At 67.8% G+C, this 13293-nt stretch carries 13 protein-coding genes; 4 read left to right on the top strand and 9 right to left on the bottom strand.

Annotated features, from left to right (window positions below; genetic code table 11):
• Positions 1-53 precede the first annotated feature (53 nt).
• The 4 genes from ACQEVO_RS07100 to ACQEVO_RS07085 all read left to right on the top strand — a co-directional run bounded on the left by ACQEVO_RS07100 (position 54) and on the right by ACQEVO_RS07085 (position 4578).
• Positions 54-929, top strand: a complete 876-nt coding sequence (locus ACQEVO_RS07100) for a hypothetical protein (RefSeq protein WP_432910086.1) — start codon at positions 54-56, stop codon at positions 927-929.
• 69 nt (positions 930-998) lie between these two features.
• Positions 999-1991: an Acg family FMN-binding oxidoreductase gene (locus ACQEVO_RS07095; RefSeq protein WP_432910084.1), complete on the top strand. Its 993-nt coding sequence runs from the start codon at positions 999-1001 to the stop codon at positions 1989-1991.
• 68 nt (positions 1992-2059) lie between these two features.
• Positions 2060-2971 (top strand): ATP-binding cassette domain-containing protein, encoded by a 912-nt coding sequence (locus ACQEVO_RS07090; protein WP_432910082.1) that lies wholly within the window; start codon positions 2060-2062, stop codon positions 2969-2971.
• Positions 2968-4578, top strand: coding sequence for an ABC transporter permease (locus tag ACQEVO_RS07085; protein WP_432910080.1), 1611 nt, complete (start codon positions 2968-2970; stop codon positions 4576-4578). The genes ACQEVO_RS07090 and ACQEVO_RS07085 overlap by 4 nt, the downstream gene beginning before the upstream one ends.
• A gap of 119 nt (positions 4579-4697) precedes the next feature.
• Here ACQEVO_RS07085 and ACQEVO_RS07080 read toward each other — a convergent pair whose 3' ends face one another.
• The 9 genes from ACQEVO_RS07080 to sufU all read right to left on the bottom strand — a co-directional run bounded on the left by ACQEVO_RS07080 (position 4698) and on the right by sufU (position 13293).
• Complete coding sequence (locus ACQEVO_RS07080; protein ID WP_432910078.1) at positions 4698-5966, bottom strand: cytochrome P450; 1269 nt, start codon at positions 5964-5966, stop codon at positions 4698-4700.
• Positions 5967-6111: 145 nt separating this feature from the next.
• The gene (locus ACQEVO_RS07075; RefSeq protein WP_432910075.1) at positions 6112-7329 is read right to left on the bottom strand and encodes a cytochrome P450 family protein; all 1218 of its coding nucleotides are present in this window, start codon (positions 7327-7329) and stop codon (positions 6112-6114) included.
• Positions 7330-7341: 12 nt separating this feature from the next.
• Positions 7342-8613, bottom strand: a complete 1272-nt coding sequence (locus tag ACQEVO_RS07070) for a cytochrome P450 (RefSeq protein ID WP_432910072.1) — start codon at positions 8611-8613, stop codon at positions 7342-7344.
• Positions 8610-9233, bottom strand: a complete 624-nt coding sequence (locus ACQEVO_RS07065) for a GTP-binding protein (protein WP_432910069.1) — start codon at positions 9231-9233, stop codon at positions 8610-8612. The genes ACQEVO_RS07070 and ACQEVO_RS07065 overlap by 4 nt, the downstream gene beginning before the upstream one ends.
• Positions 9208-9555: a DUF742 domain-containing protein gene (locus ACQEVO_RS07060; RefSeq protein ID WP_033241677.1), complete on the bottom strand. Its 348-nt coding sequence runs from the start codon at positions 9553-9555 to the stop codon at positions 9208-9210. The genes ACQEVO_RS07065 and ACQEVO_RS07060 overlap by 26 nt, the downstream gene beginning before the upstream one ends.
• The gene (locus ACQEVO_RS07055) at positions 9552-9986 is read right to left on the bottom strand and encodes a roadblock/LC7 domain-containing protein (protein WP_195054392.1); all 435 of its coding nucleotides are present in this window, start codon (positions 9984-9986) and stop codon (positions 9552-9554) included. Before ACQEVO_RS07055 ends, ACQEVO_RS07060 begins: the two co-directional genes overlap by 4 nt.
• Entirely contained in the window at positions 9986-11563 is a 1578-nt protein-coding gene (locus tag ACQEVO_RS07050) for a sensor histidine kinase (protein WP_432910066.1), read from the bottom strand. The genes ACQEVO_RS07055 and ACQEVO_RS07050 overlap by 1 nt, the downstream gene beginning before the upstream one ends.
• Before the next feature lie 819 nt (positions 11564-12382).
• Complete coding sequence (locus ACQEVO_RS07045) at positions 12383-12766, bottom strand: metal-sulfur cluster assembly factor (protein ID WP_432910063.1); 384 nt, start codon at positions 12764-12766, stop codon at positions 12383-12385.
• The gene (sufU, locus tag ACQEVO_RS07040) at positions 12763-13293 is read right to left on the bottom strand and encodes a Fe-S cluster assembly sulfur transfer protein SufU (RefSeq protein ID WP_432910060.1); all 531 of its coding nucleotides are present in this window, start codon (positions 13291-13293) and stop codon (positions 12763-12765) included. The genes ACQEVO_RS07045 and sufU overlap by 4 nt, the downstream gene beginning before the upstream one ends.

Raw genomic sequence — 13293 nt, 5'->3', positions numbered from 1 at the left:
GATCCACTAGAACAGTGGGCAGCGAGCACAGAGCGATCGAAGGGGGCCGCGCCATGGATCGACCACCACCGGGCGCGACCGGTCCCGGCCCGGATGCCCGCTACGAGGGCGACTGGGTCGAATGGATGACGTCCTCCGAAGGGTATCCGCCCAGGCTCGGCGATTTCCCGGATCCGGCGGTGGTGGAACCGGCCGACACCGTCCCCGCCGCGGCGGAGCACGCATCCGGTGGGTACGACGACATCGGTGGTGATCCGGTGGCCGGCCCGCCGGATTCCGGCGCGGCCGGCACCGAGCCCTCCACCGCACGTCAACGACTGCGGGCGCGGCTCGCGCCCCGTGAGGGTGCTTCGCCGCCTACCGCCGCGCCCACCTCGACCCGGGGCCGGGCCGGCCTGTTCCCGGTACTGCTGGGCGTCGCGGGCGTGGTGGCGCTGGCGGCCGCCGCCTACGTGCAATTCGCGGTGGTCGGCGCCGACGAGCCGGCCACCGGCCCCGCGCCCACCGAACCGGGGATGTTCGGCGCACCGGCGCCGGGCGTTCCGGTGGCCGACCCGCAGTGCCCCGCCGAGCGCACCGGCAACACCGTGCAGGGCAACGGGCCCGGCGGCACCGGTTCCGGGCCGGATGTCATCTTCGGTTTCCAGTACGCCTACTACGTGGCCCGGTCCGGGGAACAGGCCCGGGCCCTGGTGGCGCCGGACGCCCCGGTCCCGCCCGTCGCCGATATCCAGCGCGGTATCGACTCCATCCCGCCCGGCACCACGCATTGCATCCGGGTGACGCCGGGGGCTTTCGTCGGCCAGTACACGGTGGCCATCACCGAACACCGGCCCGGCGCCGCGCCGCTGGGCTACAACCCGCAACTGGTCACGACGATGCGAATCGGTGACCGTACCTTGATCACCGGTATCGGCCCCATGCCCTGAACACCACGATTCGGTCCGGATCGAGCGCACGGGCTGGTCGGCCGGACCGGTAGGCGGCAGACTCGGAAGATGGACGCAATCGGCTCCGCCCGTGTCCCCGACCATCCGACCGTTCAGGCTGCTCTCTCCCTCGCCCGCCGCGCACCCTCGGTGCACAACACCCAACCCTGGCGGGTGGTTTTCGACGGTCATCGGCTGCAGCTGTACCGCGATACCTCGCGGCGGCTGTCCTCGGCGGATCCACAGGGCCGGCAGTTGCTCATCAGCTGCGGCGCCCTGCTCGACCATATCCGCACCGCGTTCGCGGCGGCCGGTTGGTCGACCGAGGTGACCCGGCGGCCCGATACCGCCGCCGATCACCTCGCCGAAATAGAGTTCGCCCCCGCACACGAGGTCACCGACACCACCCGGGCACGCGCCGAGGCCATCGACCGCCGCTACACCGACCGGCTGCCGATGCTGCCGCCCCGGGACTGGGAGCGGGTGGAACCAGTAGTCCGCACGGTGGCCGATACGTATTCGGTCGCCTTGGACGTGCTGGACGATTCCGCCCGATTGCGCCTGGCCGCGGCCTCGGCACAATCCGCGGCCCTGCGCGAATACGATCCCCAGTACCTCAACGAGCTGCACTGGTGGGCCGGTAACGATTCCCCCGCCGACGGTGTGCCGATCTCCGCGCTGGTCTCGGCGGCCGAACTGGCCCAGGTCGGTGTGGGCCGGGCATTTCCGGCCGCGCCACCGTCGCTGCGCCGCGGCGAGCTCACCGACTCGTCCCGGCTGCTGGTGATCGGGTCGGCCACCGATAGCCCCCTGGACTGGTTGCGGACCGGTGAAGCGCTGTCGGCGGTCCTGCTCGAATGCACCGCCGCCGGCCTGTCCACCTGCCCGCTGACCCATATCACCGAGGTGCCGGTGAGCCGCCGCGCAATCGCGAACCTGGTGCACGAATCCGGCCGGCCGCAGGTGGTGATCCGGGTCGGCACGGCGCCCACCTCCGCCGCGCAACCCCCGACCCCGCGCCGCCCGGTCGGCGATTTCCTCGAGCTGCACCGGGCCGGCTGAGCCCGCGGGGCCCTGCCGCGGCGCGGGAAAAACCGCGCAACCCACCCGGACCGGAATACTGTGGGCCCATGACTGCCGCGATCGATATCTCGGGTCTGGTGAAGACATTCGGCCGCACGCGCGCCCTGGACGGTCTCGATCTGCAGGTCTCCCCGGGTGAGGTGCACGGATTCCTCGGCCCCAACGGCGCCGGGAAATCCACCACGATCCGAGTCCTGCTGGGGCTGCTGCGCGCCGACGGCGGATCGGCGCGAATCCTCGACGGCGACCCGTGGTCCCAGGCCGCCGAACTCCACCGCCGGCTGGCCTATGTCCCCGGCGATGTGAACCTGTGGCCCAACCTCACCGGCGGCGAGGTGATCGATCTGCTCGGCCGGCTACGCGGCGGCCTGGACGAGCGCAGACGCGACGATCTGCTCGAACGATTCGATCTGGATCCGACGAAGAAGGGCCGCACCTACTCGAAGGGCAACCGGCAGAAGGTCGCATTGGTCGCGGCCTTGGCCTCGGATGTGGAACTACTGTTGCTCGACGAGCCCACCTCCGGCCTGGACCCGCTGATGGAGGCGGTGTTCCAGGAATGCGTGGAGGAGATGCGCCGGGCCGGGCGTACCGTGCTGCTCTCCAGTCATATCCTGGCCCAGGTCGAGGCCCTGTGCGACCGGGTGACGATCATCCGGCACGGCCGCGCGGTCGAATCGGGCACGCTGGCCGAACTGCGGCACCTCACCCGGACCTCCGTCGACGTCGAAACCCAGCGCCCGGCCACCGGTTTGGACGAACTGCGCGGAGTCCACGATCTGATCGCCGACGGCACCCGGATCCGGTTCCAGGTCGATACCGCCGATCTGGGCGCGGCGATGGAACATCTCATCCCGTTCGGTATCCGGACGCTGACCAGCCAGCCCCCGACCCTGGAGGAGCTGTTTCTGCGCCACTACGGGGACGAACTCGCGGCGGCGGGGGTGCCGGAATCGTGATCACCCGGGAGAAATCGCGCCCGGCGGGCACATTCACCGGAACCGGTGTCCTCACCCGGTTCGCGTTGCGCCGCGAACGGTGGCCGCTGGTGGCCTGGATCGTGGGCGGCACCCTGATCTACTGGTCCCAGGCGGTCGCGTTGGATGCCGCCTACCCGCAACAAGCCGAACTGGACGCCCTCGCCGAGAGTATGGCCGGGAATGCCGCCATGATCGCGATGGCCGGGCCACCGCGGGTCCTGAACACCGTGGAGGGGCAGGTCGCGTTCCAGTCCAGTGCGTTCGGCATGCTGGTGGCCGGGCTGATGAGTATGTTTCTCATCGGCCGCCATACCCGGTCGAACGAAGAATCCGGCCGCGACGAACTGATCCGGTCCGGTGTGGTGGGCCGCTACGCCCCGCCGGCCGCGGCGGCGACGGTGACAGTGGCCGCGAATATCGTGCTCGGTGCGGCGATCGCGCTCAGTCTGATCGGCTACGGACTTCCTACGGCGGGCTCGGTCGCGCTCGGTATCGGCGCCACCTGCGCGGGTTGGGTATTCGGTGCGATCGCCCTGCTGGCCGCGCAGCTCAGCTCCAGCACCCGGGCCGTGTACGCGATCACCGGCACGGCCCTGGCCGTGTCCTATCTGCTGCGCGCGGTCGGAGATGTCGGCAACGGCGTCCTGTCCTGGTTCTCGCCGCTGGGCTGGGGACAGGCGATGCGGCCGTACGACGGCGAGATCTGGTGGCCGGCGTTGCTGTCGGTGGTGGTCGCACTCGGCATCGGTGTACTGGCCGCGCAGGTCCTGGACCGGCGGGACTTCGGGGCCGGGTTGATCCCGCCGCGGCCCGGACCGGCCCGCGCGCCCGAATCCCTGTACGGCACCTTCGGGCTGGCCTGGCGGCTGCAGCGGGGCGGGCTGATCGGCTGGTCGCTGGGAATGTTCCTCGGCGGCCTCGCCTTCGGCACGATCGGCGACGACGTCGACGATCTGCTGGGCGAGATCGATCTGAACCAGGTACTCGGCCAGAACATGGGCAGTATGGTCGACGCCTTCTACGCCATGGCCGTGGCCATTCTGGCGATCATCGCCGCGGCGTACACGATCTCCGCCGGATTGCGCCCGCGCGCGGAGGAAGCGGCCGGGCATGCCGAACCACTGCTGTCCACGGAACTGTCCCGCCTGCGCTGGCTGGCCGGGCACGCGGTGATCATGCTGGCCGGGTCGGTGGTCGTGGTCGCGCTCAGTGGTTTCGGGATGGGCCTCACCTACGGCATCCTGGCCGATGACCTCTCCCAGGCGGTCACCTTGACGGGCGCGGCGCTGACCTATCTCCCGGCGGTGTGGGTGCTGGGCGGGATCACACTGTTCCTGTTCGGGTTCGCGCCGCAGTTCACCGCCGCGGCCTGGCTGGCGATGGCCTTCTGCGTGGTGGTGCTGATGTTCGGCGCGACCCTGAAATTTCCCGGCTGGCTGATGAGCCTCTCCCCGTTCGACAACATCCCGCTGGTACCGGCGCAGTCGTTCGAGCCGGCGCCGGTCCTGATCACGCTGGTGGTGGCCGTTCTGCTCTGCGCGGCGGGTGGGTTCGGCTTCCGCCGCCGCGACCTCGAAACCAACTGAGCGCCGAGCGGTCCGCGAAGTACCGCCGCGGTCGATGACCGCGCTGTCCCGGCCGGCGGATCCCTTGCCCGTCGAGGTACGCCGGCGGCCGGCTGTGTCCCGATCCTCGTGCGACGGTTTCAGCGCGCGCCGGTAGGAATCGGCGGACTCGCCGGAAAGGTGACCGGCAGCGAGACCAGCGCCCGGTGGAAGGGGCCCGGACGCCAGTGCAGTTCCGTACGAGGTACGGCGAGCCGCATTTCCGGGATCGCGTCCAGCAGTTGATCGATGGCGTCCTGCACGATCAGCAGCGCGAGCGAACGGGCCGGACAGCTGTGCGGGCCGATACTGAACGCCAGATGCGACCGGTTGTGGGACAGACCGCCGGTATTGATCGCGGGATCGTTGTTGCAGGCGGCCATGCTGATCATCACCGGCTGATGCGCCGGCAACCAGATACCGTCGATCAGCATGGGCTGGCGCGGATAACTGACGCAGTAGTTCGCCAGCGGCGGATCGTTGAACAGCACCTCGTCCAGAGCGTCGCGGGTGGACAGGCTGCCGTCGAGAACCGTTGCCGCGAACCGTTCGTCGGTGAGCATCAGCAGCAGCGTATTCGCGATGAGGTTCTGCGGTGGCTCGGTGCCCGCGCCGTACAGCAGTGCCAGTTGCTGCCGGGTCTCCTCGTCGCTGAGATGCACCGGATGCTGCACCAGCCGGCTGGTGATGTCGTCGCCGGGTCGGCCCCGTTTGAGCCGGGCCAGTTCGAGCAGGGCGTCGGCCTGGGCGATATTGCCCTCGGCCGCGTCCACGGTATCGAACATGGCGGCGAGTCCCTGCGCGGCCCGATGCCCCAGCTCCGGTGGGCAGCCGAGCATCGTATTGAGGATCGCGAAGATGAGCGGCGACGCGTACTGCCCCACCACATCGCAGTAGCCGTCGGCACAGAACGAGTTGATCAGCGAGACCGAGATCTTCTCGATGACGGCGTGCATTTCGTGCATATCGACACCACTGATCGCCGCCACGGCGGCCGCGCGATACCGGGTGCGGTCGTGCCCCACGGTGCGTAGCGGGTTCGGGCGGTATTCCATCATCGGCAGTACCGGGCAGTCCGCCGGGATACCGCGCTGCCAGACCCGCGGGTCGGCCGGGAAATGCTCCGGATCGTGCAGGATCCGCACCGCGGTCTGATAGCCGATCACCAGAGTGGCCGGGACTCCCGGCGCGAGTTCCACCGGCGCCAGCGAACCGAACCGGCCGCGCATCTCCCGGTAGATCCGGTGCGGATCGGCCGCGAATTCCGCGGTGTAGAGGGGGATTCGCGGGCCGGTGGTATCCACGGGGGACCCGTGGATCAGCGGTGCGCCCTCGACGGCGTAGAACTGATCAGATTTCGCTGTGGTCAAGACGTCACACTCCGAGGTCCGTGAGAATCGGCGAATAGTGCGGTGATGCAGACATATCCGCCGATCCGTACATCCCGTTCAGCGGCGTCCGCGACGAGCCATCAGCATGAAGTTGTGGGTATCCGATCTGTGTACGCTACCGGCCTCAGGAAAGATACACAGGCAATTCCTGATGGCCGTTGGAAACAAAGCTCACCACGGGTTTCAGCTCGCTCGGAGCCACGGCCAGCCGCAGCCGCGGGAACCGCTGGAACAGCGCGGGCAGTGCGAGTTCGCCTTCCATCCGGGCCAGCGGCGCACCGATGCAGTGATGCGCCCCGTGACCGAAAGCGATGTGGTCCTTGACAGCACGGCTCGGGTCGAAGACATCGTTGGTCTCGCCGTGCACTTTCGGATCGCGACTGGCCGCCGCGTACGACGCGAGGATGGCTTCACCTTTACCGATACGCAGCCCGGCGATCTCGATATCCTCCACGGCGAAGCGCAGCGGCAGATGTGCGACCGGGGCCTGGTAGCGCAGCGTCTCCTCCACCACATCCGGCCAGCTCACCTGCCCGGCCAGGGCCGCGGCGCGCTGCTCGGGGTGGGTCAGCAGGGCGACGATGGCCTGATCCAGCAGATTGACCGTGGTCTCGTGACCGGCATTGATCACCAGCATCAGCGTATCGACGATCTGGTTCTGGGTGAGCTGCGAACCGTCCTCGTCCCGGTTGGTGATCATCACGCTGGTGATGTCGTCGCCGGGATTCGCCTGCCGGTAGGTGACGAGTTCGGTGACCAGCCCGTACATTTCGACGTAGTTGGCCTGCGCCTCTTCCTGCCCGATGGTGGTATCGAAATACCGGTCGACACAGACCCGCAGGCCCGGGCCGAGCGAATCCGGGACCCCGAGCAGTTCGGTGATCACCTGGATCGGCACCGGGTAGGCGTAGCGCTCGCGCAGATCGACCACCTCGCCGGCGGGTACGGCGGCCAGGCTGTCGAGGAGTTCGGCGACCAACGCCTCGACGCGGGGGCGCAGGGCAGCGGTGCGCCGATGGGTGAACGCCGGCGAGACCAGTTTGCGCAGCCGCCGATGGTCGGCACCGTAGGCGGTGAACATGTTCTCCACCGCGAGCCACGGCAGCAGCGGCCAATCCTCGGTGATCTCACCGTTGACGAACGCCGTCCAATGCTGCCGCGGGTCCTTCGATACCCGGGGGTCGGCCAGCAAACTCTTCAGCACCGCGGCATCGGTGACCGCCCAGGCGGGTACGCCACCGGGCAGCTCGATCAGCGCCGCGGGGCCCTGGGCCCGCAATCTGGCCGATTCGCCGACGACATCGGCTCCGGCCATATCCAGGACGAGGGCTTCGCGTTCCAACGAACGTTCTCCTTACACAGTGTTCAGTGGGGGTGCGGGCGGGAAGACGACCGGCAACGCGGCCAAGGCCCGGTGGAACGGTCCCGGCCGCCAGGTCAGTTCCTCCGGCGGCACCGCCAGCTCCAGCTCCGGAAGCGCATCGAGCAGCAGGTCGATCGCGCCCTGGACCACGACGAGTGCCGGCGACTGCGCCGGGCAGCTGTGCGGTCCGATACTCCAGGCCAGGTGGGACCGGTTGCCGGTATGGTCGCCGCCCCGGATGGCCGGATCGTTGTTACACGCCGCCAAACTGATCACCACCGGCTGATGGGCCGGCAGCCAGGTGTTCTCCACAAGAATCGGCTGCCGCGGGTAGGTGGTGCAGAAGTTCGCCATCGGCGGGTCGTTGAACAGCACCTCGTCCAGCGCGTCCCGGGTGGAGAGGCTGCCACCGAGCATGCTGCCGCCGAACCGGTCGTCGGTCATCATCAGCAGCAGGGTGTTGTTGATCAGGTTCTGCTGCGGTTCCACCCCGGCGCCGTAGAAGCTGATCAGATTGGACAGCAACTCTTCGTCGTCGAGTTTCGCGGGATGATGCACCAGACGTGAAGTGACATCGTTGCCGGGATCGGAGCGCTTCTGGAAGATCAGCTCCATCAGCGCCTCGCTGAGGTGTTGCATACCCCATTCGGCGTTGACGGTGTCGAAGAGAGCGGCCATCCCGTTGGCCACCCGCTCACCCAGTTCCGGTGTGCACCCGACCATCCGGTTGAGCACCTCGAAAACCAGCGGGAAGGCGTAGCCGGTGACGAGATCGGCTTTCCCGGATTCGCTGAACGAGTTGATCAGCGGGACCGCGATCCGTTCCACCGTCTGATGCAGCTCGTGCAGATCGATACCGTCGATCGCGTGCACGTAGGCCTGCCGGTAGCGCTGATGCAGTTCACCGCTGTTGCGCAACGCGTTCGGATACCACTCCATCATCGGCTTGACCGGCGAATCGGGCGGGATACTGCCCTGCCAGCTGCGCGGATCCGCCGGAAAGCGGTCCGGATCGTTGAGGATTCGCACGGCCGCGTCGTAACCGATCACCAGGGTGGCCGGCACGTCCGGGGCCAGGTCGATGGGGACCAGCGAGCCGTACCGGCTCCGCATCGCGGCATAGGCGCGATGCGGATCGTCGGCGAATTCCGCCGCGTAGAGACTGAATCGTGGGCCCACGCCTCCGGTGGGTTCTCCGTGGATCACCGGGCATCCGGTGAACGGAGGTTGCTGCTGCGGAACCGGAGAGTACTGCGTGGTCAAAGACGAGACTCCAATCGATGGAACAGATATTCGACGAGCGTGATCAGGCCCTGCAAGCAGGTACGCCGGTCTCGGGCGTCGAGCGCGACGAGCGGAGTGTCGGCAGTCAGATCGAGAGCTTCCCGGATCTCCGACAGCGGATAACGATTCGATCCCTCGAACTCGTTCACCCCGACCGCATAGGGCACACCGCGCTCCTCGAGCGTGGCGAGCACCTCGTCGGCCTTTTCGATACGCCGGGTGTCGACCAGCACCAGGGCGCCCAGGGCGCCCTTGGCCAGCTCCTCCCACAGCGGGATGAACCGCTGCTGCCCCGGCGTGCCGAAGAGGTACAGCGCCAGCTCGGGATTGAGGGTGATGCGGCCGAAGTCCATGGCGACCGTCGTCGTCGTTTTCGACCCCAGCCCGCCCAGATCGTCGATACCGACGCTGGCCTCGGTGATGGTCTCCTCGGTGCGCAGTGGCTTGATCTCCGAAACACTGCTCACGAAGGTGGTTTTGCCAACGCCGAAATTACCGGCCACCAGCAATTTCACCGAGCGGGTCACCGTCTCCGCCACATAGTCGACCGCGCGACCGTAATCCGCGGACCGATCAGGCCGGGAGAGCACGGAGCCCATTGAGTACCTCCTCGAGCAGGGCAATCTCCGGCATGATCTCCGCCGGGGTCGGGATATTCAGGTGTCCGCTGTCCAGTAGGTCGGAGACGACGATGGTCACCACCGAGGGCGGCAGGTCGAGATACGCGGCGACCTCCGCGATCGACAGGGCACCGCGAGCGCATACATCGACCACCCGGCGCGCGTCCGGAGTGGCGCCCGGCGCCGGGTCCGATACGGCGACGACCAACGTCACCAGACCCAGCTCACGGGTCGGACGCGAGCGCCCGCCGGTCCGCACATAGGCACGGACCAGGTCTGGGTCACGCCGCGACCGGCTCATTGCAGATCGCCGCCGTGTGCGTTTCTGCGGGGCTCACTCCCGAGCTCATGGCCCACCCGCCCGGCCAGCTCGTTCATCCGGTGCGCGATGAGACCCACATCGATATCGGTCATGGTCGCCACCCCCAGCAGCGCACCCTCGCCCGCGGCGGTGATCATGATCATGCCCTGGTCGTACTCGGTCATGTTCTGCCGCACATCGTTTCCGGTACTACCGCAGAACTCCCCCAGCGCCTTGCCGAGTGAGCGCAGTCCCGAGGCCGCGGCCGCGAACCGTTCGGCATCGTCTTTGGCGATACCGGCCGAATGCGCGATACGCAGCCCGTCCTCGGAGAGCAGAACGGCGAATCGGACGCCGGGAACCTCGAGATCGTCCAGTAACCAGCCCAGTTTGTTGGTGCTGTCGGATACCACTGTCCTCGGTGAACCCATCAGGATGTCATCCCTTCGGTGTGTTCGGATGCGGCGGCTCGGCCGCTCTTGGAGCCGCTCTGCCAGGCGGCGGCGATATCGGGGCGAGCCTGCCCCGGTTCGGTCCTCGGTTGCCCGGACAGGCGATCGTTGATGTCCGCAGGGACGGCCGCGGCACGGCGCCGTCGTCTGGGCAGACCACCGCTGGTGATGTCGTGGACGGTCGTACGCTGCTCGTTATCGGCGTCCTCCGCGGACTCGCCCGCCCGGGCCCACTCGCCGGTGGCGGGGGCGTCGGCCGATGCCGTGACCGCGGTGTGGGCGCCGGTATCGGTGGCCGCATGCGCCGGGGCGGCGGACGACAATGTGTTGCCGGCCAATGCGTTACCGGTGCCGCTGGATACCGAGGAGGCCTGGCCGCCCGGTACCGCCGCCAGCTCCCGCGGCGCGGAGGAGCCGTTGGGCAGGGCGTCGTTGTCGTTATCGGCCTTGGGAGCGACCAGCAGTGCCTCCGGAATGTAGACCATGGCGCGCATACCACCGTAGGCGTTCGGACCGTCGATGTAGACGGTGAACCCGTAGCGGCGAGCGAGGGCGGCGATGCCGGGGAAACCGACCTTGGGGGCCGGGCCCAGCTGGTGGATATCGACGGAGCGTTCGTTGGCCAGCACCTGGCGGGCCTCTTCCATCTGCTCGGCGTTCATCCGCACGCCCGCGTCGTCGACGATCACGGTGACGCCGTGATGGCCTTCCTGGAAGGTGACGTCGACGAACGAGGTGGGCGGCGAATAGCGCAGCGCGTTGTCGATGAGCGAGGCCAGGGTGTGCACCAGCGGTTCCACCGCGCGGCTGATGACCACACGATCGAGCTGGGCGGGCCGCACGCGCAGATAGTCGCGCACACGACCCGTCGCGCCGCCCACCACATCGGTGAGGGACTGCGCCGGCCAGCGGCGGCCGGGCAGGCCACCGCAGACGATCACGTAGGACTGCGCCTGGCGGATCATCTGCTGCACGGTGTGGTCGATCCGGATGAGGGTTTCGTAGACCCGGTCGTCGCGGTGTTCACGCAACGCGGCGCTGACCACCTGGCTGACGTCGGCGCCGAGGCTCACCACGGAGGTGCCGAACGACCGCACCGCGGCGCTGGTCGCTTCGCGCGCAAGGTTTTCCGAGCGTTCCCGGCCCGACTCCGCCTCGGTGCGCACGGCCTGCTCGGCCGCGGCCACCGCGGCGCGGGTCTGTTCTTCGGTTTCGCAGGTGACGGTTTCGCGGGTCTCGCTCTGCACGGTGCGCAGATCTTCGGAGGCCCGGTCGATGATCCAGCGCAGGCACTGCGCGAAGCGCGAGTTCTCGAGTCCCGGTGGCACTTCGGGCCCGACGGCGGGCTGTTCGAACCGGCGCACGGACTCCGACAACGCGGGTAGCGTACTGGCGGCCAGATGTTCGAGCGCGTCCTCGCGAACGGCGATTTCGCGTTCCAGCACAGCGAGTCGCTTCTGTTGTTCGCGGACGGCCCGGACGGCGTACCACGCCACGCCGAGCACCAGTAGGGCGGCGAGGATCCAGGGAAGCAGCACGGCGGTATTCAGATTCATCAGCTTTCTCGTCGTTGACGGGGCTCGAGGCGCGCCACGTGGTGCCGTGGCATGCCACGGCGCTTCGTCTCGCCTTCCTCGCGACGCCGACCATGTTCGCCCCTGGCCGGATGAGGTCTGCGCCGGGCACCGGCGGTTCCGGTCCGGTGACATATCCCTTAGACACTTTCGGCTACTCGAAAGTAACTAAGGGACAAGTCATTCGGCCGTGCGCTTGACCATCGGAACACATCTCCCGATGGCCCGGAACCCGACGACTCGCTCACAGTAGCAGCATTGTCGTGAACTCTCTCAATAACGGTCGATAATCGATTGTCACCGATCCGTGATAATGCCGCGACCTCGCCGAATGCGGAAACGTATTGCGCCGGTAAAGATCACGGGGGCGATTGCCGGCGGACCGGACACCCGGAGCCGGGCGTGCCGCATCCCACAGGGCGACACCGCCCTCTATCACCAGCGGTGGAGCAGCGAATCGGACCGATCGGTCGGCGATTGGCGATCAACAGGGAAAAAGTGATATTTGAGTGGGTTCGAATGTCGCCGCGGCCGGGACCGCCCGGCGGAAAACATTAATCGCGAGCCCGCAATCGGCGTGCCCGGGAGCAACTCGGCGACGCGGAAATAGCGGCCACCCGCCGGCGCACCCCCATTAACACCCGGGAAATGTGACCGACACGCAGAGAACGGACATCGGTCCGTACCAGTCGCCCGCTACGAGATGCGAATCCGGACCAATTCGGGTATAGACCGATTTCGGGCGGCGACCGATGGTCGCCGCCCGAAATACGTATGTGGTTCTTGCCCGGAGCCCGGGTGCTAGACCGTGAAACCCAGCGCCCGCAACTGTTCCCGGCCGTCCTCGGTGATCTTGTCCGGACCCCACGGCGGCATCCAGACCCAGTTGATCTTCAGATCGTCGACCAGGCCGCTGCGCACCAGGGCATTACGCGACTGGTCCTCGATGACATCGGTGAGCGGGCAGGCCGCCGAGGTGAGGGTCATATCGAGCACCGCGGTGCTCTCCTCGACCCGCATCCCGTACACCAGGCCCAGATCCACGACATTGATACCGAGTTCGGGATCGACCACATCGCGCATGGCCTCTTCGAGATCGGCGAGCTGCGCGATTTCCTCGGCCGACAGTTCGACCTCGGCGGGGGCGGAATCCGTGGCGGATTCGGTGGCGGAGGTATCGGTCATGGTGTTTCCCCGTTCCGTACTCGGTCGGTATCCGGCGTGGCGGTGCCCGGGGCGGCGGCTTCGGCCACCCCGGCGGCAGCGGCTTCGGCCGCCCCGTCGATCCGGAGCACCGCGTCCTTGAACGCCATCCAGCCCAGCAGTGCGCATTTCACGCGGGCCGGATATTTGGCGACACCGGCGAAGGCGATCCCGTCGCCGATGACGTCCTCGTCGCCCTCGACGGTACCGCGGCTGCCGATCATCTCGTTGAACGAATCGACAACACCCAGGGCCTCGATGAGGGGCAGCCCGATCACCTGATCGGTGAGCACCGATACCGACGCCTGGCTGATCGAACAGCCCTGTCCGTCATAGGACACATCGGCGACGTCCCCGTTGTCGCCGAGTTGCACCCGCAGGGTCACCTCGTCGCCGCACGTCGGGTTCACATGGTGTACCTCGGCGCCGTACGGCTCGCGCAACCCGCGATTGTGCGGATGCTTGTAGTGATCCAGGATCACTTCCTGGTACATCTGCTCCATACGCAT

The sequence above is a fragment of the Nocardia sp. CA-290969 genome, assembly GCF_050936135.1.
Taxonomy (GTDB): domain Bacteria; phylum Actinomycetota; class Actinomycetes; order Mycobacteriales; family Mycobacteriaceae; genus Nocardia.
This window is presented reverse-complemented; position numbering and strand designations above follow the sequence as displayed.